20 protein-coding genes are annotated in these 21,178 nt (G+C 71.6%); 10 read left to right on the forward strand and 10 right to left on the reverse strand.

Features of this window, described 5'->3' with window-relative positions; translation table 11 throughout:
• Window positions 1–5: 5 nt before the first annotated feature.
• The gene (locus ACGFYQ_RS19085; protein WP_393745337.1) at window positions 6–2,249 is read right to left on the reverse strand and encodes a cache and HAMP domain-containing protein; all 2,244 of its coding nucleotides are present in this window, start codon (window positions 2,247–2,249) and stop codon (window positions 6–8) included.
• A 123-nt stretch (window positions 2,250–2,372) separates the two neighbouring features.
• Complete coding sequence (locus ACGFYQ_RS19090; protein ID WP_393745339.1) at window positions 2,373–3,569, reverse strand: CapA family protein; 1,197 nt, start codon at window positions 3,567–3,569, stop codon at window positions 2,373–2,375.
• Between the two features lie 227 nt (window positions 3,570–3,796).
• Between ACGFYQ_RS19090 and ACGFYQ_RS19095 the strand changes: the two genes are divergently transcribed.
• Window positions 3,797–4,705, forward strand: coding sequence for a hypothetical protein (locus tag ACGFYQ_RS19095; protein WP_393745247.1), 909 nt, complete (start codon window positions 3,797–3,799; stop codon window positions 4,703–4,705).
• Window positions 4,706–4,782: 77 nt separating this feature from the next.
• On the opposite strand, the gene ACGFYQ_RS19100 is transcribed toward ACGFYQ_RS19095, so the two are convergent.
• Window positions 4,783–6,333, reverse strand: a complete 1,551-nt coding sequence (locus ACGFYQ_RS19100) for a M28 family metallopeptidase (RefSeq protein WP_393745249.1) — start codon at window positions 6,331–6,333, stop codon at window positions 4,783–4,785.
• A gap of 127 nt (window positions 6,334–6,460) precedes the next feature.
• On the reverse strand, window positions 6,461–7,585 hold the full coding sequence (locus tag ACGFYQ_RS19105) for a DUF5937 family protein (protein WP_393745251.1): 1,125 nt from the start codon (window positions 7,583–7,585) through the stop codon (window positions 6,461–6,463).
• 52 nt (window positions 7,586–7,637) lie between these two features.
• Between ACGFYQ_RS19105 and ACGFYQ_RS19110 the strand changes: the two genes are divergently transcribed.
• On the forward strand, window positions 7,638–7,838 hold the full coding sequence (locus ACGFYQ_RS19110) for a hypothetical protein (RefSeq protein WP_393745253.1): 201 nt from the start codon (window positions 7,638–7,640) through the stop codon (window positions 7,836–7,838).
• A 106-nt stretch (window positions 7,839–7,944) separates the two neighbouring features.
• Here ACGFYQ_RS19110 and ACGFYQ_RS19115 read toward each other — a convergent pair whose 3' ends face one another.
• Genes ACGFYQ_RS19115 through ACGFYQ_RS19135 form a run of 5 tightly spaced genes read right to left on the reverse strand, consistent with a single transcriptional unit; the run spans window position 7,945 to window position 13,371 of the window.
• Window positions 7,945–8,754 (reverse strand): type III pantothenate kinase, encoded by an 810-nt coding sequence (locus ACGFYQ_RS19115; protein WP_362394836.1) that lies wholly within the window; start codon window positions 8,752–8,754, stop codon window positions 7,945–7,947.
• Between the two features lie 3 nt (window positions 8,755–8,757).
• Window positions 8,758–9,726, reverse strand: a complete 969-nt coding sequence (nadC, locus tag ACGFYQ_RS19120) for a carboxylating nicotinate-nucleotide diphosphorylase (RefSeq protein ID WP_393745256.1) — start codon at window positions 9,724–9,726, stop codon at window positions 8,758–8,760.
• A 2-nt stretch (window positions 9,727–9,728) separates the two neighbouring features.
• Window positions 9,729–11,477: an L-aspartate oxidase gene (locus tag ACGFYQ_RS19125; protein ID WP_393745258.1), complete on the reverse strand. Its 1,749-nt coding sequence runs from the start codon at window positions 11,475–11,477 to the stop codon at window positions 9,729–9,731.
• Complete coding sequence (panC, locus tag ACGFYQ_RS19130) at window positions 11,474–12,469, reverse strand: pantoate--beta-alanine ligase (protein ID WP_393745260.1); 996 nt, start codon at window positions 12,467–12,469, stop codon at window positions 11,474–11,476. The genes ACGFYQ_RS19125 and panC overlap by 4 nt, the downstream gene beginning before the upstream one ends.
• Entirely contained in the window at window positions 12,466–13,371 is a 906-nt protein-coding gene (locus tag ACGFYQ_RS19135; RefSeq protein WP_393745262.1) for a Rossmann-like and DUF2520 domain-containing protein, read from the reverse strand. The genes panC and ACGFYQ_RS19135 overlap by 4 nt, the downstream gene beginning before the upstream one ends.
• A 98-nt stretch (window positions 13,372–13,469) precedes the next feature.
• Between ACGFYQ_RS19135 and ACGFYQ_RS19140 the strand changes: the two genes are divergently transcribed.
• The 7 genes from ACGFYQ_RS19140 (at window position 13,470) to ACGFYQ_RS19170 (ending at window position 17,565) form a co-directional block, all read left to right on the forward strand.
• Window positions 13,470–14,591 (forward strand): threonine aldolase family protein, encoded by a 1,122-nt coding sequence (locus ACGFYQ_RS19140; RefSeq protein WP_393745264.1) that lies wholly within the window; start codon window positions 13,470–13,472, stop codon window positions 14,589–14,591.
• Window positions 14,592–14,897: 306 nt separating this feature from the next.
• Window positions 14,898–15,083, forward strand: coding sequence for a DUF397 domain-containing protein (locus ACGFYQ_RS19145; RefSeq protein ID WP_328926956.1), 186 nt, complete (start codon window positions 14,898–14,900; stop codon window positions 15,081–15,083).
• A gap of 97 nt (window positions 15,084–15,180) precedes the next feature.
• Window positions 15,181–15,756 carry a hypothetical protein gene (locus ACGFYQ_RS19150; protein ID WP_393745341.1) on the forward strand — a complete coding sequence of 192 codons (576 nt, stop codon included), beginning with the start codon at window positions 15,181–15,183 and terminating at the stop codon, window positions 15,754–15,756.
• A gap of 13 nt (window positions 15,757–15,769) precedes the next feature.
• A complete protein-coding gene (locus ACGFYQ_RS19155) occupies window positions 15,770–15,937 on the forward strand; it encodes a hypothetical protein (protein ID WP_362394855.1) in 168 nt (55 codons plus the stop codon).
• A 107-nt stretch (window positions 15,938–16,044) separates the two neighbouring features.
• Complete coding sequence (locus ACGFYQ_RS19160; protein ID WP_393745267.1) at window positions 16,045–16,518, forward strand: BlaI/MecI/CopY family transcriptional regulator; 474 nt, start codon at window positions 16,045–16,047, stop codon at window positions 16,516–16,518.
• Window positions 16,519–16,529: 11 nt separating this feature from the next.
• Window positions 16,530–17,060, forward strand: coding sequence for an amino-acid N-acetyltransferase (locus tag ACGFYQ_RS19165; RefSeq protein WP_393745269.1), 531 nt, complete (start codon window positions 16,530–16,532; stop codon window positions 17,058–17,060).
• A gap of 166 nt (window positions 17,061–17,226) precedes the next feature.
• Window positions 17,227–17,565, forward strand: coding sequence for an Lsr2 family protein (locus ACGFYQ_RS19170; RefSeq protein WP_393745271.1), 339 nt, complete (start codon window positions 17,227–17,229; stop codon window positions 17,563–17,565).
• On the opposite strand, the gene ACGFYQ_RS19175 is transcribed toward ACGFYQ_RS19170, so the two are convergent.
• Window positions 17,544–18,128 (reverse strand): SCO3374 family protein, encoded by a 585-nt coding sequence (locus tag ACGFYQ_RS19175; protein WP_393745273.1) that lies wholly within the window; start codon window positions 18,126–18,128, stop codon window positions 17,544–17,546. The two genes, ACGFYQ_RS19170 and ACGFYQ_RS19175, sit on opposite strands and share 22 nt — an antisense overlap.
• Before the next feature lie 463 nt (window positions 18,129–18,591).
• Between ACGFYQ_RS19175 and ACGFYQ_RS19180 the strand changes: the two genes are divergently transcribed.
• Window positions 18,592–21,117 (forward strand): ATP-dependent Clp protease ATP-binding subunit, encoded by a 2,526-nt coding sequence (locus tag ACGFYQ_RS19180; RefSeq protein ID WP_393745275.1) that lies wholly within the window; start codon window positions 18,592–18,594, stop codon window positions 21,115–21,117.
• The last annotated feature ends 61 nt before the right edge of the window (window positions 21,118–21,178 follow it).

Consider the following 21,178-nt stretch of genomic DNA (forward strand, 5'->3'; position numbering starts at 1 on the left):
GGGGATCAGTTCCTTCCGGCCGGGGCGGACGGCCGTCCGCCGGCCTGCTTGCGCTGCTGCTGCCGCTGCTGGAGCTGCTGGCGGATGATCTCCAGGCTGCGGGTCACGGCACCCACCTCGTCGTGGTGGCGCGGGTACAGCACCGTGCGCCGGTCGCCGTCGGCGAGGGCCTCGGCGCGCCGGGCGAGGTCGCGCAGCGGGGCGACCACGATGATCTGGAGCCAGCCGAGGCAGGCCGCGCCGACCGCGAAGCCGAGCAGGCCGGCGAGGACGGTGCGGTTCTGCAGGCTGTACTCGTGGATGGCCAGGCCCTTGGCGGACTGCCAGCTGACCACGGTCCAGTCCATGGGCCTGGCGGCGCCGCCGCCCACGAACGGGGCCGCGGCCGCGATGACGTGGTCGCCGCCGCTGCGGTAGAGGATGCTGCCGGGCCGCGGGGACATGCCGACCTTGAGGGCGGAGCCCTCGACGAGGGCGTCGAGCCGCTCGTCGTCGAGCTTCTCGAAGGCGCGGTAGCCGCTGTTGGAGGCGATGATCCGGTGCTGGGAGTCGACCACCCGGATCTCCCCCAGACCCGGCCGCTTGAGCAGCGAGTTGAGGAAGTCGATGCGGAACTCGCCGACGATCGCCGTGCCGCCCCGGCCCGGGATCTGGGCGGTCGCGACGACGACCGGCTCCTTGCCGCCGTCGTGGAGGGCGATCGGCTCCTTGCGGGGCCCCTTGCCGCCGGCGGTCTGCGGTGTGCCGCCCGCCTGGGCGAGTACCTTGCCGGTGCCGTCGAGCACGTACAGGGACGCGTAGCGCAGGTGCTCGCGCGCGGTGCGCTCCAGGACGGTGGTCATGTGCTGCGGGGTCGTGTCGTCGCCCATCAGCGAGGCGACGGACAGCAGGTCGGCCTGGCCTTCGTTGAGGGCGCGCCGGATCCGGTCGTTGAGGGTGTCGGTGCGCTCCCGCTGGTCGTTGACCAGCTGCTGCGGTACGACGACGTCCTCGCCGGCCCGGTTGACCAGCAGGCCGAGCGGTACGCACCAGGCCAGGAGCAGGACCCCGCACAGGGCGAGGAGTACACGGGCGCCCGTGCGGCGCTTTCGCCTGCCGGGGGTGGCGGGCGCGGGGACCGCGTCGTCCAGCAGCTGGCCGCGCAGCCGCTCCAGGGCGTTGCCGATCCGGGCCGCCTCGGCCCCGCGGGGGACGGACACCGGGCGGGTGAGGTCACCGCGGGTCATCCGCCGGCTCTCCAGGAACAGGGTGATCAGCGGGCGCTGCACGGTGCCGACGAGCAGGGCGACGACCAGGGCGCCGACCAGCAGCAGGGCGCCGGCCAGGACCAGTCCGGCGAACGCGTCGGAGGTGCGCGCGGGGTTCTGCGCGATGTTGACCATGGCGACGACGGTCAGCTCCAGGCTGGTGGCGCTGGTGCCGACGCCCGCTTCGGGTCCGGCGAGGCGCGCGTAGCCCGCGGCGGCGCGTTCACCGCCCCATTCGCCTCCCATCAGGCTGCCGCTGACCCCGAGGAAGCCGCCGGAGCCGGGCTCCTTCGCGGTCAGCGGGTTGGCCTCGGTCCGGTGGGCCGCGGTCTTGGCGAAGGAGGCGAGCTGCGCGGTGTCGCGCTTGACGTCGGCGCGCTGGAGGTCGGTGAGGACCATCTCGGGCTCGGGGATGCCGTCGTTGCTGAGCACCGTGCCGTCGGAGCCGACGACGGCGATGGCCCGGAAGTTGCCGAGGCTGATGCCGGGGAAGCGCAGGCTGCTGGAGGCGACCAGCAACTGCTGGGGCTGGTCCTTCCAGGACAGCAGGGAGAGGGTGAGCAGCCGGGTCTCGCCGTTGGCCAGTTTGACCATGCGCGGGGCCAGGCCGCCCTCGCCGGAGAGCCGGGTGCGGTCGATCGCGGTCAGGGGGAGGTTCTCGCCGCGGGCGGCCAGCAGCCGGCCCGAGCCGATCTCGACGACCGCGGTGCCGCGCCACTTCTGGTAGACGCTGCCGATCTTGTCGAGCACGGCGTCCGGGGCGACGGGCTTCCCGGTGGAGAACAGGGCCGCGGCCCGGCCGAGGTCGGTGACGCTCTCGTCCAGCGAGGCGCGCAGGGCGATCGCGCCGTCCTCGGCGAAGTGCTGCTGGGAGGTGAGCACGGCGGCGGGCAGCCGGTCCTCGCGGACGCTGCCCAGGCTCAGCGCGGTGAACCCGGCCAGGGCGAGCAGCAGCACCGACAGCACGGTGATCGGCGGCCTGATGCCGCCGAGCAGTGACATGTCGGCCCTGCGGCCGGCCTTGCGTCGCCGCGTGTTGCGGGATGCGGCCACGGAGAGGGGTCCTTCCTGGGCTGAACGGGAGAGCGGGAGGTCGTACGTACGCGGGCGGGTGCGCCCGGTGGGTCACCCGGGCAGTCCCCGCAGGGGTCGCAGTCCGTCCTTGCCGGCGCCGCGGTTGAGCATGGTGCCCTGGGTGCGCTCGAAGGCCAGGCGGTAGCGGGCGCGCTGCTCCGGCAGCAGGTTCTTGTCGTTCTGCAGGGCTTCCACGACGTCGACCAGGCGGTGGTCGCGTACCTGCTGGGTGTTCGTGCCGGGCAGGTCCGACCCCGGGGTGCTCTCGGGGTCCGGCGGGATGTCGGTGAAGGTGGGCACGAAGCGGGCCTGGACGTCCCACGCGCCGTTCTTCTCGCTGAACTCGAACCAGCCGATGGCGCCCTCCTCGGTCAGACCGCTGGGCACGTCGTGGCGGGCGAGCTGGTTGCCGAGGCCGTAGGCGACCCAGGTGCCGTCGACCTTCTCCATCGGCTGTACGACGTGGGCGTGGTGGCCGATGACCAGGTTGATCCCGGTCTCCTCGGCGATCCGGCGGGCCAGTTCCAGCTGCGGGTTGCTCGGGTTCGGCTGGTGCTCGCGGCCCCAGTGGATGGAGAGGATCACGACTTCGGCGCCGGCCGCGCGGGCCTTCTTCTCGGCCGCGGCGATGGCCTTGAAGCTGATGAGGTTGGCCAGCCAGGGCTTGTCCTTGGGGACCTCGCGCCCGTTGAAGCCGAAGGCGAAGGAGATCTGGGCGACCTTGACGCCGTTGACGTCCAGGATCAGGGGCTTGTCGTCCTCTTCCTTGCTCCGGGCGGAGCCGGTGTGCTTGAGGCCCTCCCGGTCCAGGGTGTCCAGGGTGCGGAAGACGCCCTCCGGGCCGTGGTCGAGGGTGTGGTTCGAGGCCGTCGAGCAGGTGTCGTACCCGATGTTCTTGATCGTTTTGGCGATCTGCGGCGGGACGAGGAAGTCGGGGTAGGTCTGGAAGGGGCCGTCCGGCCGGCCCAGGACCGGCTCCATGTGGCAGATGCCGAGGTCGGCCTTGCTGATGACCGGCTTGACCCCCGCCATGATCCGGTCGAAGTCGTACCCCGTGTGTCCGGCCGCCTTGGCGTCCCGGGCGGCCTGGTCGGTCAGCTGCGGGTGGATGAGGATGTCGCCCGCGGCGGCGACGGTGAAGGACCGGCCCGCGCTCTTTGCGCTTCCGTCCGCCGCGTCGCCCGCAGCCGGCCCCGGCTTCTCCTGCGGGCCGCCGAGCAGGCCGCACCCCGCGAGCGAGAGGCTCAGCGGGAGGACGAGGAGCACGGCGCGGGTCAGGGCGGCGGAGACCGGACGGGCGGGGGCGATTTTCACTCAGCTATTTTCAGCCAGTGAAAACTGTGAAGTTCACAAAAGATGTGACGGCCGGTGTGATCATTTGCGGCGTGATCATGGCGCTGGCGGCTTACGTCGCTTTTGGTCCAATCAATTCGGTCGAAAAGGGAGCTGTTCCAGCCGCTCCCTCTCCGTCGCCTGTGGTGGAGGACATAGATCTACTCGGCCGGGTCACCCGTTTCGCCGCGGAACTCGGCACGACGGGCGGCTATCGTGCGCCCACGCAGACCGAGAAAACGATCATTGTCGAGGGTGTTTCCGCCCTTTTCGAGGGGAACGTCGATACGGCGCGCACTCGGCTGGCCGAGGTGGACTACAGGCTCGACGTCTTCACCGACACGGCCGGAGGACGCCGCTTCGCGGAGGTCTCCGACGCGGCGGGCCGGTCCGGCTCCGCCACCCGGGGCTGGGGCCGCGTCTACGTCGCCCTCGACGGGCCCCCGCGCTGGTCGGTCCAGGTTCCGCACCCCGTCGCCGACCAGGGCACCGAGCGGCTCGGGGCCAGGGTGCTGCGCGGCGCCCCCGGTGGGGTCATGGTCATGGCGGGCGCCCACCGTACGGCGGGGACGGGCACGGGCACCGGCGCGGGCGAAGCCGGTGACGAGGCGGACGACGGGGGCGAGGCGGACGACGGGGGCGAGGGGGCCCCGGCCGACATGGCGCACCGCACGGACTCGGTCTTCCACGCCGTGATCGCGGAACTCGCCCGGCGCGGCCTGCCGGGCATCCAACTGCACGGCTTCGCCGACGACTCCGTCCCCGGCACCGACTCCGTCGTCTCCACCGGCGCGGGGAGCCGGGCGGCCGAGGACGCCGAACGGCTCGCCGGAAAGCTGGACGGGCAGGGCTTCGAGGTGTGCCGGGCGTGGTCCGCCACCTGCAAGCTGTCGGGCCGGACCAACGAGCAGGGCCGGCTCGCCGCCGAGCAGGGCACCCGCTTCCTGCACGTGGAACTGAGCAGGACCACCCGCTCCGGCTCCCGCCGGCTGGACAAGACCGCCCAGGCGATCGCGTACGTCACCACGAGGTGGTCGCGGGGCGCCCCGTAGCCCGCGGGAGCGGGAGACGGTGAAGGGGCCGGCACCCCGTGAGCGGGATGCCGGCCCCTTCGGCTGCCTGCGCGTGACTACCGCAGGACCTCGTCGTGGCCCTCGTGCAGGCCGCCTCCGCTGCCGCCGCCCGGCGTCGGCACGGAGACGACCGGCTTCGAGAGCGGGGCCAGGTCGAAGGCGTAGTGGCCGACCGCGTCCGCGATGACGTCGACGTTGATGTCGAGCGCCTTCTGGTCGATGTTCGTGATGTCGTCACCCTTGGCGTGGTAGTTCACGTCGTAGGCGACGCCCGCCTGCCCGCCGAACTTCGCGGCCTCCTCCGGCGTCTTGATGCCCTCGGCACCCGTGAACGTACCGCCGGACGGGATGCCGACCTCGATGAACGGGCCGTAGTCCGAGCGGCCGGAGAAGTCCGTGCCCGCGTGCGGGATCTTCTTGGAGTCGAGGAAGTCGTTGATCCCCTTCTCCAGCTGGGCGGAGCCCTCCGGGCCGGGGCCCGCGCCCACCGCGTCCGAGTCGTCGCCGTCGTAGACGAAGTACGCGGAGTTCGGCGAGGCGATCATGTCGAAGTTCAGGTAGAGCTTGATCTGCTTCTTCTGGGCGTCGGTCAGCCCGGCGACATACGCCTCGGAGCCGAGCAGGCCGAACTCCTCCGCCGACCACCAGGCGAACTTGACCTTGTTCTTGATCTTCGTCTGGCTGCTCGCGAGGCGCTGCGCGACCTGGAGGATGCCGGCCGAGCCGGAGCCGTTGTCGTTGATGCCCGGGCCCGCCGCGACCGAGTCGAGGTGCGCGCCGAGGAAGACGGTGTTGTTCTCGTCCCCGCCGCGGGTCTCCGCGACGACGTTGTACGACGTGCGGTTCTCGCGGAACTGGCGGATGTCGAGGGTGACCTCGACCGGGCCGGCCGCGGCGTCGGCGGCGAGCTTCTCGCCGTCCGCCTGGGTGATGCCGCCGGTCGGGACCTTGCCCGCGTTCGGGTCGCCGAGGGTGCCGTTCAGGGCGCCCGCGGTGTTGTTGTAGATGACCGCGCCGACCGCGCCGGCCGCCGCCGCGTTGGCCTGCTTGACGGCGAAGGTGCAGCCGCCGCGCTTGACCAGGGCGATCTTGCCGGTGAAGGCGCCGGCGGCGAAGTCGCCGGGCTCGCAGCCGTTCGTGCCGTCCGCGTCGACCGGCGCGACGGCGACCTGGGCCGTCACGCCCCCCTCCGGGGAGTTCGCCGTGTACGTCATCAGGTGGATCGGGACGTCGTGCGCGTTCGAGCCTTTCACCGTCAGCTTCTCGGCGATGTTCTCGACGTAGACGAAGTCGAACTCGTTCTTCGTGACCTTGTAGCCGGCTGCCCGCATCACGGCCTCGACGTACTTGGCGGACTGCTCGTGGCCCTTGGAACCGGCCACGCGCGTGCCGTTGTTGTAGTCGGCGATCGACTGGAAGACCTTCAGATGGTTGTAGGCGCCCTTGCCGGTCGCGTCCTTGACCAGCTTCCTGGCCAGCGCGTCACCTCGTGCGGCGTCGCTCTGCGGGCTTCCGGTCGCACCGGCGGGCCCGGCGAGGAGCAGCGGGGAGACGAGGGCCGCGGCCGCCAGGGCGGCGGTTGCTGCGGCTATACGGCGAGAGGGCATGTAGGTCCTTCCACGTCACGGTGCGAGCAGGCGGAACGGTGGACGCACGTTAAGCAGCGAGGAGCCACTCTGGCCAGAGTTTTAACTGATTCCGGTTCATGAAATCCGCATAGCGGCGACCTTGCGCCTAACGGAGGATGCCCTCGATGAAGTCCGAGCCGATGCGGGCGACCGCGGACAGATCCAACTGATGCTGGGCATACCGCCCTTGGCGCCGCGTATGGATCAGGCCGGCCTTTTTGAGTACGGCCAGATGCCGGGACACCTCCGGCGCGGTGATCCCGTACACGGTCGCCAGCTCGCTCGTCGTGTACGGGGCCCTGGCCAGACTCCGGCACAGCATCATCCGCATGGGATGGGCGAGGGCCTCCATCCGCCGCTGGAGCAGCTCCACCGACCCGGGCGCGGAGGCCAGTTCGGGGGTGCCGAGCGGATAGTGGACCACCGGCCGCCAGCCCGGCGCGTGCAGCACCAGCAGGTGCGGCCAGCCGAAGCTGGTCGGTATGAAGACCAGGCCGGGGCCGACGCGGGGGTCGGTGGCGGTGGTCGAGCCGTCGACCATCTTGTCGGCGGTGATGGTGGTGCGGGCCTCGTCGACGCTGAGCGCGCCCGAGACCTCCTTCAGCGCGGCCGGCAGCCCCTTGCGGCGCAGCAGCTCGGTCTTGTGCCGGGCGTCGGCGCTCTGCCCGGGCTCGACGCGCTTCCAGGTCTCGGCGAAGAAGGCCTCGTCGCAGTCCTCCAGGAGCCGCCGCATCCACACCCGGACGGCGGCGGTGTCGTCCAGCAGGCGCAGCGAGAAGTTCAGCTGGCGCGGGCCGCGGGCGGCGGCCGTCTCCAGCGCCTTGGCCCGCGCCGACGGATCGGTGAGCGGGGAGGGCCAGCCGCCCTCGTTGTACAGGGCCAGCCAGCAGTGCTCCAGGGCGGCCATCACGAACCGCTCGTCGTCCAGCCGGTCGAGTACGTCGAGCTCCTCGGCCAGGGTCGCGCCGGGCAGCCCGGTCCCGCCGGAGATCCCCGCGAAGGGCATGAAGATGTCGGCGAAGGAGCTCCGCCACATGAAGTCGCCCTCCAGCAGCCGGTCCGCGAGGCACGGGTCGAGGGCGGCGGCGGTGGCGGTGGTCCAGGAGGTGAGCGCGGGGTGGTGGGCGGGCTGCGAGAGCGCGTGCAGCGCCATGCAGAGCTCCGCGAGCGGCGAGGGCGTGAAGGAGATCCGCTCGGCGGGGAGCCCGGCGATGTCGATGGTGACGCTCATCAGGCCCATTCTGGAGGGTGCGGCTCGGCGGTCACGGGGTGAGGGTGGACGTATGAGTGCGATCGAGCAGTACCTCATCGACACCTACCGGGCGTCCCAGCACGGCGACCCGATGCCCCCGCCGCCGGGGCGGGACGATCTCGCCGTGGTGCGCGCGGCCCGGGCGTACGAGCAGTTCCGGGCCGTCCTGGACGGCCGCCCCGGCCGTCACCCGTGGCGCGCCGCCCTGCGGAGGCTCACGGCCCGGAGCTGACCCGGTACGGGACGTCCGCGCGCCGGCCGGGGGCACGCGCACTCGCGCGTGCCCCCGGCCCGCCCACCCGTGCGCGGGGGAGCCGGGGGCACGCAGCCGCCGCCCGCTACTCGAAGTTGGGCGCGTTGCGCTCGTACACCAGCCGCAGGCCGATCAGCGTCAGCCACGGCTCGTGGTCGTCGATCACCGAGGACTCGCCGAGGACCATCGGGGCCAGGCCGCCGGTGGCGATCACGCGGACGTCGTCCGGATCGCCGTTCGGACCGGCCAGCTCCTTGGCCATGCGGGTGACGACCCCGTCGACCTGGCCCGCGAAGCCGTACAGCACGCCCGACTGCATCGCCTCGACCGTCGACTTCCCGATCACGTTGCGCGGGCGGGCCAGCTCGATCTTCCGTAGCTGGGCACCCCGTACGCCGAGGGCCTCCATCGAGATCTCGATGCCCGGGGCGATCACCCCGCCCACGTACTCGCCCTTCGCGGACACCGCGTCGAAGGTGGTCGCCGTACCGAAGTCGACCACGATCGCCGGGCCCCCGTAGAGCTCGACCGCCGCGACCGCGTTGATGATGCGGTCCGCGCCGACCTCCTTGGGGTTGTCCATGAGGATCGGCACGCCCGTCTTGATGCCGGGCTCCACCAGCACCGCCGGGACGTCCCCGTAGTAGCGCCGCGTGACCTCCCGCAGCTCGTGCAGCACCGACGGCACCGTCGAACAGATGCCGATGCCGTGGATGCCGTCGCCCAGCTCGCTGCCGAGCATCGGGTGCATGCCCATCAGGCCCTGCATGAGCACGGCCAGCTCGTCCGCCGTGCGCCGCGGGTCGGTCGAGATGCGCCAGTGCTCGACGATCTCGTCACCGTCGAACAGGCCCAGGACCGTCTGGGTGTTGCCTACGTCGATGGTGAGGAGCACGGGTTACACCGCCTCGCGCAGATCGAGGCCGATGTCCAGGATCGGCGAGGAGTGGGTCAGCCCGCCGACGGCCAGGTAGTCCACCCCGGTCTCCGCGTACGCCCGGGCGGTGTCCAGGGTCAGGCGGCCCGAGGACTCCAGCACCGCGCGGCCGGCCACCAGCGCCACGGCCTCGGCGGTCTGCGCGACCGAGAAGTTGTCCAGCAGGATCAGGTCGGCGCCGGCCTCCAGCACCTCGCCGATCTGCTCCATCGTGTCGACCTCGACCTCGATCGGCACGTCCGGGAAGGACTCCCGTACGGCCTTGAAGGCCTGCGCGACCCCGCCCGCCGCCACCACGTGGTTGTCCTTGACCAGCGCCGCGTCCGACAGCGACATGCGGTGGTTGACGCCGCCGCCGCAGCGCACCGCGTACTTCTCCAGCGCGCGCAGGCCCGGGGTGGTCTTGCGGGTGTCGCGGACCTTCGCCCCGGTGCCCTCCAGCACGTCCGCCCAGCGGCGGGTGGCGGTGGCGATGCCCGACAGGCGGCACAGGATGTTCAGCGCGCTGCGCTCCGCCGTGAGCAGGTCGCGGGTGCGCGACCGTACGGACAGCAGCAGCTGCCCGGCCGTGACGGTGTCGCCGTCCTCCGCGTGCCGCTCCACCTCGAAGGCCTCCGTGCAGACCACGGAGAACACGGCCTCGGCGATGCGCAGACCGGACACGACGCCGTCCTCGCGCGCGACGAAGTCGGCCACCGCCTCCGCGTCCTCGGGCACGGTCGCGACGGTGGTGACGTCGACGCCGCCGTCCAGGTCCTCGGAGAGCGCCATGTGGGCGATGTCCTCGACCTCGACGGGGTCCAGACCCGCGTCCGCCAGCAGCTGGGCCAGCGCCGGGTCGAGGCCGCTCTCCTCGCCGTCGCCGCAGGCGCAGTCGTCGCCGCAGCCGCCGTCGTTCTGGTCGATCAGGGGAAGTTCGGGGGTGCTCACGGTCACTGCTCCAGGCTCTGGGTACTCAGGGGGACGTGCACGGACGGGAAGTCCGCGGAGTCGGTGGGGACGACGACCAGGGCGCGCTTCTCGGTCGCCGAGAGCCGGACGACGAGATGGCGGCGCCAGGCGGCATCGTCCCGGTCCGGATGGTCCTCGCGCCAGTGGCAGCCGCGGGTCTCCACGCGCCGCTGCGCGGCCGCGACCAGCACCCGGGCCACGCACAGCAGATTCGTGGCCTCCCAGGTGTCCACCCCCGGTTCGGCGGTCTTGCCGTGCGCTTCGAGGTTGTTCAGGGCGGTGGCGTACAGGGCTTCGAGGGCCTCGGCTGCCGTACGCAGCGACTCGGCCGAGCGCAGCACGCCCGCGCCGTTCGTCATGATCCGCTGGACCTCGTACCGCGCCCCGGCGGGCTGCAGCGGGCCGGTCGCGGGGACGGGTATGCCCGGGCCGTTGCCGGTGCGCGCCTGCGCGGTGATGTCGTCGGCGATCCGCTCGGCGAAGACCAGGCCCTCCAGCAGGGAGTTGGAGGCCAGCCGGTTCGCGCCGTGCACACCGGTGCAGGCGACCTCGCCGCACGCGTACAGGCCCGGGACGGTGGTGCGCCCGTGCAGGTCGGTCCGTACGCCGCCGGACGCGTAGTGCGCGGCGGGCGCGACCGGGATCGGCTCGGTCACCGGGTCGATGCCGTGCGCGCGGCAGGCGGCCAGGATGGTCGGGAAGCGCTGCTCCCACATCTCGGCGCCGAAGTGCCGGGCGTCCAGGTACATGTGCCGCGCGTCCTGCTCCTGCATGCGGCGCATGATGCCCTTGGCGACGATGTCGCGCGGCGCCAGCTCCGCGAGCTCGTGCTGGCCCACCATGAAGCGGACGCCGTCCGCGTCGACGAGGTACGCGCCCTCGCCGCGCACCGCCTCCGACACCAGGGGCTGCTGGCCCTCGGCGTCCGGGCCGAGGAACAGCACCGTCGGGTGGAACTGGACGAACTCCAGGTCGGAGACCTCGGCCCCGGCGCGCAGTGCGAGCGCCACCCCGTCGCCCGTCGACACCGACGGGTTGGTGGTCGCGGAGAAGACCTGGCCCATACCGCCGGTCGCGAGGATCACGGCGGGCGCGTGGACGGCGCCGACGCCGTCGTGCTGGCCCTCGCCCATGACGTGCAGCGTGACACCGGCCGTCCGCCCCCGCGCGTCCTGCAGCAGGTCCAGTACGAGCGCGTTTTCCACGGTCTCGATGCCCGCGGCATGCACGGCCTCGACCAGCGCCCGCGAGATCTCGGCGCCGGTGGCGTCGCCGCCCGCGTGCGCGATCCGGCGCCGGTGGTGGCCGCCCTCGCGGGTCAGTTCTATCTCCCCGGTCTCCGCGGAGGTGTCGAAGACGGCGCCGGTGGCCATCAGCCGCCGCACCGCGTCCGGGCCTTCGGTGACGAGCAGCCGTACGGCCTCCTCGTCGCACAGGCCCGCACCCGCGACCAGGGTGTCCTCCAGGTGCTGCTCGGGCGTGTCGCCCTCGCCGAGGGCCGCGGCGATCCCGCCCTGGGCCCAGCGGGTGGAGCCGTCGTCGAGCCGTGCCTTGGTGACCACGACCGTACGGCGGCCGGCGGCGGCGCAGCGCAGCGCGGCGGTCAGCCCGGCGACGCCGGAGCCGACGACCACGACGTCGGCGTCGACGGACCAGCCGGGGGCCGGTGCGTGCAACCGTATGCCGGTGCCTGCGCCGCCCGACCGGGGGTCTCTGCCTGGGGTGCTCACGAATGTGCTCCGAATTCCAGTGGGATGTTGTCGATCAGCCGGGTCGTGCCCACCTTCGCGGCGACGGCCAGGACGGCCTGCCCGGTGAACCCGGGGCCGGCCTCGGTGAAGTCCTGCGGGTCCACCAGCGCCACATAGTCCAGCAGGAGCGGCGGCTCGTGCCGGCCCGCCTCCTCCAGGACGTGCTGCGCGGCGGCCCGTACGGCGTCCGGCAGCCCGGACCCGGCCGCCGACACGGCGTGCGCGTCCGCCGAGGCGCGGATCTCGCCGAGCTTCGCCAGCGCGCTGGCGCGCTCGTCGCTGGCCGGGTTGGCCTCGGCGCGGGCCCGCAGCGCCGCCTGCGCGGCGAGCCGGTCGCGTCCGGCGAACAGGGCGCGGGACAGGGCCAGGGCGGTGCGCCGCTCCGCGGGGGAGAGGTAGCGGTTGCGGGACGACAGCGCGAGCCCGTCCTCCTCGCGGACGGTCGGTACGCCGACCACCTCGACGGGGAAGTTCAGGTCGGTCACCATCCGCCGGATCAGGGCCAGTTGCTGCGCGTCCTTCTGGCCGAAGAGGGCCAGGTCGGGGCGGGTGAGGTGGAGCAGCTTGGCGACGACGGTCAGCATTCCGTCGAAGTGGCCGGGGCGGGTCGCCCCTTCGAGGCGCCCGCCCATGGGGCCGGCGCTGATCCGCACCTGCGGGTCGCCGCCCGGGTAGACCTCGTCGACGGCGGGGGCGAACACCGCGTCGGCGCCCGCCTCTTCGGCGATCCGCCGGTCGGCGTCGAGGGTGCGCGGGTAGCGGTCGAGGTCCTCGTTCGCCCCGAACTGCAGGGGGTTGACGAAGACGGTGACGACGACCTGGCCGTCGGGGCCGGCCTGTTCGCGGGCGGCGCGGATGAGGGTGGCGTGGCCCTCGTGCAGGGCGCCCATGGTCATCACCACGGCCCGGCAGCCGGTCCGCGGGAGCTTGTGGAGCTCCTCGGAGGTGTGCAGCAGCAAGGGTTCGCTCATCGGGCGTCGCCGTCCTTGTCCGCGAGGACGCCGAGCAGGTCCTCGGCGAGCTCGGGCTTGAGCAGACCGTGCGCGAGGGCCCGGTCGGCGGTGGTGCGGGCCATGGCCAGGTATCCGGCGACCGTGCCGGGCGCGTGCTTGCGCAGTTCCGAGACGTGCACGGCGACCGTGCCGGCGTCGCCGCGCGCCACCGGACCGGTCAGGGCGGCGTCACCGGAGCGCAGCGCGTTGTCGAGGGCGGCGCCGAGCAGGGGGCCGAGCATTCGGTCGGGGTGCTCGACCCCGGCCATCTGCAGCAGCTCCATCGACTGGGCGACCAGGGTGACCAGGTGGTTCGCGCTGAGGGCGAGGGCCGCGTGGTAGAGCGGGCGGTTCTGCTCCGCGATCCACTCGGGCTCCCCGCCCATCTCGATGACCAGGGCCTCGGCGGCGAGCCGCAGCTCCTGGGGGGCGGTGACGCCGAAGGAGCAGCCGGCCAGGCGCTGCACGTCGACCTCGGTACCGGTGAAGGTCATCGCGGGGTGCAGGGCCAGCGGCAGCGCGCCCGCGCGGCGCGCCGGGTCGAGCACGGAGGTCCCGTACCGCCCGGAGGTGTGGACGAGCAGCTGCCCGGGCCGGATCGCACCCGTCTCGGCGAGGCCCTCGACGAGGGACGGCAGCGCGTCGTCCGGCACCGTGAGGAGGACCAGGTCGGCGAGTTCGAACACCTGCGCCGGCGGGACGAGGGGCACGTCGGGCAGCATCCGCGCGGCACGGCGCACGGAGGCGTCGGAGACGCCGGAGACGGCGACGGGCCGGTGCCCTGCCTGCTGGAGCGCGCGCGCCAGCGCGGGGCCGACCCGGCCGGCTCCGACGACGCCGACCGCCAGCCGGGCAGGGCGTGGCTGCTGTGTTGGGTTCACGCGGGGAGGGCCTTCCGTTCCAGTCCGCGGGGGGTACCGGACGATACGCCGCCATGCTAGCCCCTGGGCCCTTTGGCCGGTCGGCGATGATTCGGGCCATGAATGAGGACACCGAGCGGGAGAAGCGGCAGGTGGCGGCCTGGCGGGCGGCGGAGCGGAAACTCTCCGGCTCCCTGCGCGAACCGACGATGGCGGAGCTGCTGGCCCCGCTCGCCGAAGCCCCGTACGACATGGACCAGCCCGCCGACGTGTACGGCGACGGGATCGTCGACGTGCTGGAGCGGCGCGTCGCGGAGCTGCTGGGCACCGAGGACGCGGCGTTCTTCCCGACCGGGACGATGGCGCAGCAGGTCGCGCTGAGGTGCTGGGCGGGGCACACCGGGAACCCGGTGGTGGCGCTGCACCCGATGAGCCATCCGGAGCGGTGGGAGGGGGACGCGCTCTCGACGGTCTCCGGTCTCCGGGTGGCCCACCCGACGACGGAGGCCCGCCAGCCGACGGCCGCGGAGGTCTCCGGACTCGCGGAGCCGTTCGGCACGCTGATGCTGGAGCTGCCCCTTCGGGACGCGGGCTTCCTGCTGCCCACGTGGGAGGAACTGGAGGCGCTGGTCGACGCGGCCCGGGAACGGGACGCGGTGGTGCACTTCGACGGAGCCCGGCTGTGGGAGTCCACGGTCCACTTCGGGCGCCCGCTGACGGAGATCGCGGCGCTGGCCGACTCGGTCTACGTCTCGCTCTACAAGTCGCTCGGCGGGCTGAGCGGGGCGGCCCTGGCCGGGCCGCGGGACTTCGTGGAGGAGACCAGGGTCTGGCGGCACCGGTACGGGGGCCAGATCTTCCGCCAGTTCCCGCAGGCCCTCGCCGCGCTGGCCGGGCTGGAGCGGGAGCTTCCGTGCCTGCCGTCGTACGTCGCGCAGGCGCGGAGGGTGGCGGCCGCGCTGGGCCCGGCGCTCACCGCGGCCGGGATCCCCTGGTTCCGGATCAACCCGGAGGAGCCGCACACGCACCAGTTCCAGGTGTGGCTGCCGTACGGGGCGGACCACCTGACGGAGGCGGGGCTCCGCACGGCGGAGGAGACGGGACGGGTCCTGTTCCGCCGCTGGTCCCCGACGCCCGCACCCGGTGTGTCGATGACGGAGGTCGAGGTCACGACACCGGGCCTGTCCTGGACCGCGTCGGACGTGATCTCGGCGGTATCGGAATTCACGGCCCGCTTGTAAGGCGCTACAGCCCAGCCCAGCCCAGCCCGGCCCGGCCCAGCCCAGCCCGGCCCGGCACCATCCAGCCCCGCCTGGGGGTCCCCCCGGACGGAGTCTGGGGGAGTTCGAGGCGCCGGGGGGACTGGGGGCGGAGCCCACAGTTTCGGGAAGGGGCGGGGTGGGGGAAAGGCTCCGCGCAGCGGCACCCCCGCACCCCGGACGGCAGTGGTGCGAAACTCCGAATTACCCGGAAGTCAGCGGTCCTGGCCGGTTGCGGCGATACCGTCCTCCACGGAATGACCGGCGACCGTGCCCGGAGGAGACACCATGACCGCTCAGCCCACGTGGCAGAAGTCCTCGTTCTGCGGAGAGGGAGACGCCTGCGTCTACGTCTCCGCCGCGCCCGGCACGCTGGTGCGCGTCGCCGACCACGCCGACCCCGCGCACCTCGTGCTCGCCACGACCCAGGCCGCCTGGGCCGAATTCCTCCGCGCGGTCAAAGAGACCGGCTGAGGGGTCCGCCGCGCCGAGACCGCCCACCCTCAGGGGATTTTGTCCGATTAGCGCGTATCTTCGGCCCATGCCCACGCCCTACGGATCCCGCGGCGGCATGGCGTTCAGTGCCGCTGAGCTGCACGTGCTCAGGCGCTCGCTCGCCCACGCCCTTCAGTCCTCCTCGGCCCCCCTCGCGGCCGAGGAGGTCCAGGACTGCCTGCGCCTCGCGCAGTCGGTGGACGACGTGGTCCAGGAGGCGGCCCGGCTCAGAGCCTTCCTCGTCGAGGATCTCGCCCGCTATCGGGGCGCCCTGCCCGGCAGCCTCTCCGGCTACCTGGAGCTGCTGCAGGACGCCCTGGCCGCCGGGTACGAGCCCGTACCCGACGACCTCGCCGCACTCCGCGCCCTGCGCGCCAACCCGGTCGCGGCCGCGCTGCTGGACCGCGCCCAGGCCGTCGCGGAGCGCTCCGTACGCAGGAGGCTGTCGACCACCCCCGCGCCCCGGACCCGGCTGCTGGCCCTGGCCGGCGGACGGGACGAGCAGCCGGGCCGCCCGACGCCCCAGCCCAAGCAGCCCAAGGAGCCGCCGCGCCCCGAACAGCCCGGGCGGCCCATCCCGACGCCCGGCGAGGTGTTCCCGCCGCGCCGCAAGCCCACCCCGCCCCCGGCGGCCGAGCGCGCCGCCATGTAGCTACGCTGAGGGCATGGACTACGTCTCCGCGCTCGTGCCCCCCGTCGTGATGGCCGCGTTCTTCATCGCTCTCGTCGTGACGATCGTGAAGAGCCAGGGCGGCGCCAACAAGGCCAAGGAGGACGCGGCGGTCGACGCCGTGATCGCCCGGGCCGAGGCCACCCGCCAGCCTCAGAAGTAGAACTCTTCGGGTATCGGGCGCAGGGCTTCGGGCCCCGCGTCCGATTTTTTGTGCGTTGGCGAGCGAATAGTCGGGCAATTACCCACAAGCCGCACTATCGTGCTGTTGTGCCTCGCCCCTTGGGAGAACTCGAAGACGCAGTCATGACGCGGGTGTGGCAGTGGAACCGCCCGGTCACCGTTCGAGAAGTGCTGGAAGACCTCCAGCAGGAACGGTCCATCGCGTACACCACGGTCATGACCGTTATGGACAATCTTCATCAGAAGGGCTGGGTCCGCCGGGAAGCGGAAGGCCGCGCCTATCGATATACGGCGGTCTCCACCCGCGCCGCCTACTCGGCCGCACTGATGAACGATGCCTGGTCGACGAGCGACAACCCCGCGGCCGCCCTCGTCGCCTTCTTCGGCATGATGTCGGCGGAACAGCGGGAAGCCCTCCGGGACGCCGTTCGGATCGTCCAGCACGACGACGAGGCCGCCGAGTCCGCCGCCGAGTCGGCCGCCGGGGCCGCGGCCGAAGCCCCCGCGCCGGCCGAGGCCGAAGGGGACTCCGCCGAGCGTCCGGACGTACCGGGGCGATAACGTCCGGGGCCATGGGAGAGTTTTCCGCTGCGCATGCAGAAACAGTGACGATCCGCCGTGCCCGCACAGGTGATGTTCCCGCGCTGCGGCGCCTGCTCGACCAGTACGTGCAGCAGCGGATCCTGCTCGACAAAGCCCCGGTCGTCCTTTACGAGGACATCCAGGAGTTCTGGGTCGCGGAACGCGACTCCGACGGCCAGGTCGTCGGCTGCGGAGCTCTCCACGTGATGTGGGAAGACCTCGCCGAAGTGCGCACTCTCGCCGTCGACCGCGACTTGAAGGGCGCGGGCGTCGGCCATCAGGTGCTGGAGCAGTTGTTGCGGACCGCCCGCGAGCTCGGGGTGAGCCGGGTTTTCTGCCTCACCTTCGAAGTGGACTTCTTCGCGAAGCACGGCTTCGTCGAGATCGGCGAGACCCCGGTGGAGACCGATGTCTACATGGAGCTCCTGCGTTCCTATGACGAGGGTGTCGCCGAGTTCCTCGGTCTCGAACGAGTGAAGCCGAACACCTTGGGTAACAGTCGGATGCTTCTGCACCTCTGAACGATCACCGCGGCTTTCCCGGCGCTCCGCCCGCCTGTGGCCTATGTCCGAATCGCGCACGTTTCCCGCCCTGTTGCGGTCTCGAACCTCTCCCCGGGGGGTTTGTGTTTTCCAGGCAAAAGCGGTTTCCTTTCCGCGTACTGCTTTTCGATGAAAGGAAATCCCGGTGGCACAGAAGGTTCAGGTCCTTCTTGTCGACGACCTCGACGGCGTCGAGGCGGACGAGACGGTGACGTTCGCTCTGGACGGCAAGACCTACGAGATCGACCTCACCACCGCCAACGCTGAAAAGCTCCGCGGTCTGCTCGACCCGTACACCAAGGGCGGCCGCCGCACCGGTGGGCGCGCCACCGCGGCCCGCGCCAAGGGCCGCGCCGCCGCGACGGCCGGTAACCCGGACACCGCGGAGATCCGCGCGTGGGCGAAGGAGAACGGTTACAACGTGAACGACCGCGGCCGCGTCCCGGCCGAGATCCGCGAGGCCTACGAGAAGGCCAAGGGCTGACCGGACCGGACCGTACGGCGCCGAAGGCGGGCGCGGTGGCATTCCGTCGCCGCGGCGGCCACCAGTCGTACGAGATCGGGTCGACGGGCGGGCCCGGTGCCCTCCCCGAGGCCCGGCAGGGCGGGCAGCAGTGCCTCACACCCCTGCTCGGGGGGTCGCAGCCACACGGCGGCTCCCCGAGGGTCCGGGGCCTGTCCAGGGGGCGTGGGAGCGGTGATCCGGCCACCCGCACCCAAGGCGGCGAGATCCAGGGCGACCCCGCCCCACTCCAGCCAGTCGAGCAGCCCGTCCAGCTCCTCCGCGCTCCCCGCGGCCACCAGGAACCGCATCCGGCGCCCCATGAGGGCCACCGGCCCGGTGGCGACGGGCCGGTCCAGCAGCGCCGCACCCGCGTCGGACGGCAGCTCCAGTACGTCGAACCGGGACCCCGTGGCGAGCTGGCCGGGCGGGCCTCCGGTGACGGTCCAGCCGAGCACCCGCTGGTACCAGGAGGCGTACGCGGCCTCCTCGGCCGGGACGCGGGGCAGCGGGACGGTGGGCGCGCCGACGGTGCTGAGGACCATGTCCGGAGCAACTCCCCGAACGGCTCCGGGTTACGGTCTACGTGACACACGGCACCCGCATCAATGCGGAACGTAAACATCCGCAGGGGTGCAGTCCCACATTCGGGACGGAACTGTGTTCGCCCTTAGCGGAGGGAACCGGCGTCACCGGCATGGAGTGTCCGTCCTTACGGGTAAGACATTCCTAGTGGATCGGGGCGACACGCTGATTTGACCGGCTTCCGTTCGCCATCGGCGTACACGCATGACGGGTATCTGCCTGGCCTGCGGGAACATCGTCTCGCACCATCGGGTTGGAGCAGTAGTCGGCTCTTCAAGCCGGTTTTCCTCGCAGATGTGGGGGTGAGCCGTGGACGGATGTCGGCAGTTGGAATGAGCTGTCCCGCCCCGCGGGACTAGCATGCGGAAGGACAGGGCGGGGACCGACCCCGAACTGCCCGACCGCTCTGAGGAGCGATAAACGATGTTCGAGAGGTTCACCGACCGCGCGCGGCGGGTTGTCGTCCTGGCTCAGGAAGAAGCCCGGATGCTCAACCACAACTACATCGGCACCGAGCACATCCTCCTGGGCTTGATCCACGAGGGTGAGGGTGTCGCCGCTAAGGCCCTGGAGAGCCTCGGGATTTCGCTCGAGGCTGTTCGCCAGCAGGTTGAGGAGATCATCGGTCAGGGGCAGCAGGCCCCGTCCGGCCACATCCCCTTCACCCCGCGGGCGAAGAAGGTCCTGGAGCTTTCGCTCCGAGAGGCCCTCCAGCTCGGCCACAACTACATCGGCACCGAGCACATCCTGCTCGGCCTGATCCGCGAGGGCGAGGGCGTCGCCGCCCAGGTCCTCGTGAAGCTGGGCGCCGATCTCAACCGAGTCCGGCAGCAGGTCATCCAGCTGCTCTCCGGCTACACCGGCGGAGGCAAGGAGTCGGCCACGGCCGGCGGCCCGGCCGAGGGCACGCCCTCGACCTCGCTCGTCCTGGACCAGTTCGGCCGCAACCTCACCCAGGCGGCCCGCGAATCCAAGCTCGACCCGGTCATCGGGCGCGAGAAGGAGATCGAGCGGGTCATGCAGGTGCTGTCCCGCCGTACCAAGAACAACCCGGTCCTCATCGGCGAGCCCGGCGTCGGCAAGACCGCCGTCGTCGAGGGCCTGGCCCAGGCGATCGTCAAGGGCGAGGTCCCCGAGACCCTCAAGGACAAGCACCTCTACACGCTTGACCTCGGCGCCCTGGTCGCCGGTTCCCGCTACCGCGGTGACTTCGAGGAGCGCCTGAAGAAGGTGCTCAAGGAGATCCGCACCCGCGGCGACATCATCCTGTTCATCGACGAGCTCCACACCCTCGTGGGTGCGGGCGCCGCCGAGGGCGCGATCGACGCCGCCAGCATCCTCAAGCCCATGCTGGCCCGTGGTGAGCTCCAGACCATCGGTGCCACGACGCTGGACGAGTACCGCAAGCACCTCGAGAAGGACGCGGCCCTCGAGCGCCGCTTCCAGCCGATCCAGGTGGCGGAGCCTTCCCTCCCCCACACGATCGAGATCCTCAAGGGCCTGCGCGACCGTTACGAGGCCCACCACCGCGTCTCCATCACGGACGAGGCCCTCGTCCAGGCGGCGACGCTGGCCGACCGGTACATCTCGGACCGCTTCCTCCCGGACAAGGCGATCGACCTGATCGACGAGGCCGGCTCCCGGATGCGCATCCGCCGGATGACCGCGCCGCCGGACCTCCGCGAGTTCGACGAGAAGATCGCGGGCGTGCGCCGCGACAAGGAGTCGGCCATCGACTCCCAGGACTTCGAGAAGGCGGCGTCTCTCCGTGACAAGGAGAAGCAGCTGCTGGCGGCGAAGTCCAAGCGCGAGAAGGAATGGAAGGCCGGCGACATGGACGTCGTCGCCGAGGTCGACGGCGAGCTCATCGCCGAGGTCCTCGCGACCGCGACCGGCATTCCCGTCTTCAAGCTCACCGAGGAGGAGTCCTCGCGACTGCTCCGCATGGAGGACGAGCTCCACCGTCGGGTCATCGGCCAGAAGGACGCCATCAAGGCGCTCTCGCAGGCGATCCGCCGTACCCGTGCGGGTCTGAAGGACCCGAAGCGCCCGGGTGGCTCGTTCATCTTCGCCGGTCCGTCCGGTGTCGGTAAGACCGAGCTCTCCAAGACCCTCGCCGAATTCCTCTTCGGCGACGAGGACGCGCTGATCTCCCTCGACATGTCGGAGTTCAGCGAGAAGCACACGGTTTCCCGTCTCTTCGGTTCGCCCCCCGGCTACGTGGGCTACGAAGAGGGCGGCCAGCTCACCGAGAAGGTGCGCCGGAAGCCGTTCTCCGTCGTCCTCTTCGACGAGGTCGAGAAGGCCCACCCGGATATCTTCAATTCCCTTCTCCAGATCCTGGAGGACGGTCGCCTGACCGACTCCCAGGGCCGGGTCGTGGACTTCAAGAACACGGTCATCATCATGACGACCAACCTGGGTACCCGGGACATCTCGAAGGGCTTCAACCTGGGCTTCGCGGCCCAGGGCGACACCAAGACCGGCTACGAGCGGATGAAGGCGAAGGTCAACGAAGAGCTCAAGCAGCACTTCCGGCCCGAGTTCCTCAACCGTGTCGACGACACGGTCGTCTTCCACCAGCTCACCGAGGAAGACATCATCCAGATCGTCGACCTGATGATCGCGAAGGTCGACGAGCGCCTGAAGGACCGCGACATGGGCATCGAGCTGAGCGGCGACGCGAAGCTCCTGCTCGCCAAGCGCGGCTACGACCCGATCATGGGTGCCCGGCCGCTGCGCCGGACCATCCAGCGCGAGATCGAGGACCTGCTGTCGGAGAAGATCCTCTTCGGCGAGCTGCGTCCCGGTCAGATCGTGGTCGTCGGCAAGGAGGGTGAGGGCGACGACGCCAAGTTCACCTTCCGCGGCGAGGAGAAGTCGGCTCTGCCGGACCTCCCCCCGATCGAGGCCACGGGCTCCGGCCCGGACCTGTCGAAGGGCGCCTAGCCCTTCGGGTAGGCAGCAGTACGAAGGGGCGGCCCCGGGACCGAGAAGTCCCGGGGCCGCC

The sequence above is a fragment of the Streptomyces sp. NPDC048258 genome (genome assembly GCF_043201995.1).
Taxonomy (GTDB): Bacteria; Actinomycetota; Actinomycetes; order Streptomycetales; family Streptomycetaceae; genus Streptomyces.

Excerpts from the sequence above, each read along its gene's own strand:
- ACGFYQ_RS19100 (WP_393745249.1), bottom strand. The coding sequence starts at position 6,333 with ATGCCCTCTCGCCGTATAGCCGCAGCAACCGCCGCCCTGGCGGCCGCG.
- ACGFYQ_RS19180 (WP_393745275.1), top strand. The coding sequence starts at position 18,592 with ATGTTCGAGAGGTTCACCGACCGCGCGCGGCGGGTTGTCGTCCTGGCT.
- panC (WP_393745260.1), bottom strand. The coding sequence starts at position 12,469 with ATGAGCGAACCCTTGCTGCTGCACACCTCCGAGGAGCTCCACAAGCTC.
- ACGFYQ_RS19105 (WP_393745251.1), bottom strand. The coding sequence starts at position 7,585 with ATGAGCGTCACCATCGACATCGCCGGGCTCCCCGCCGAGCGGATCTCC.
- ACGFYQ_RS19175 (WP_393745273.1), bottom strand. The coding sequence starts at position 18,128 with ATGGTCCTCAGCACCGTCGGCGCGCCCACCGTCCCGCTGCCCCGCGTC.
- ACGFYQ_RS19110 (WP_393745253.1), top strand. The coding sequence starts at position 7,638 with ATGAGTGCGATCGAGCAGTACCTCATCGACACCTACCGGGCGTCCCAG.
- ACGFYQ_RS19145 (WP_328926956.1), top strand. The coding sequence starts at position 14,898 with ATGACCGCTCAGCCCACGTGGCAGAAGTCCTCGTTCTGCGGAGAGGGA.
- ACGFYQ_RS19150 (WP_393745341.1), top strand. The coding sequence starts at position 15,181 with ATGGCGTTCAGTGCCGCTGAGCTGCACGTGCTCAGGCGCTCGCTCGCC.
- ACGFYQ_RS19085 (WP_393745337.1), bottom strand. The coding sequence starts at position 2,249 with ATGTCACTGCTCGGCGGCATCAGGCCGCCGATCACCGTGCTGTCGGTG.
- ACGFYQ_RS19140 (WP_393745264.1), top strand. The coding sequence starts at position 13,470 with ATGAATGAGGACACCGAGCGGGAGAAGCGGCAGGTGGCGGCCTGGCGG.
- ACGFYQ_RS19165 (WP_393745269.1), top strand. The coding sequence starts at position 16,530 with ATGGGAGAGTTTTCCGCTGCGCATGCAGAAACAGTGACGATCCGCCGT.
- ACGFYQ_RS19155 (WP_362394855.1), top strand. The coding sequence starts at position 15,770 with ATGGACTACGTCTCCGCGCTCGTGCCCCCCGTCGTGATGGCCGCGTTC.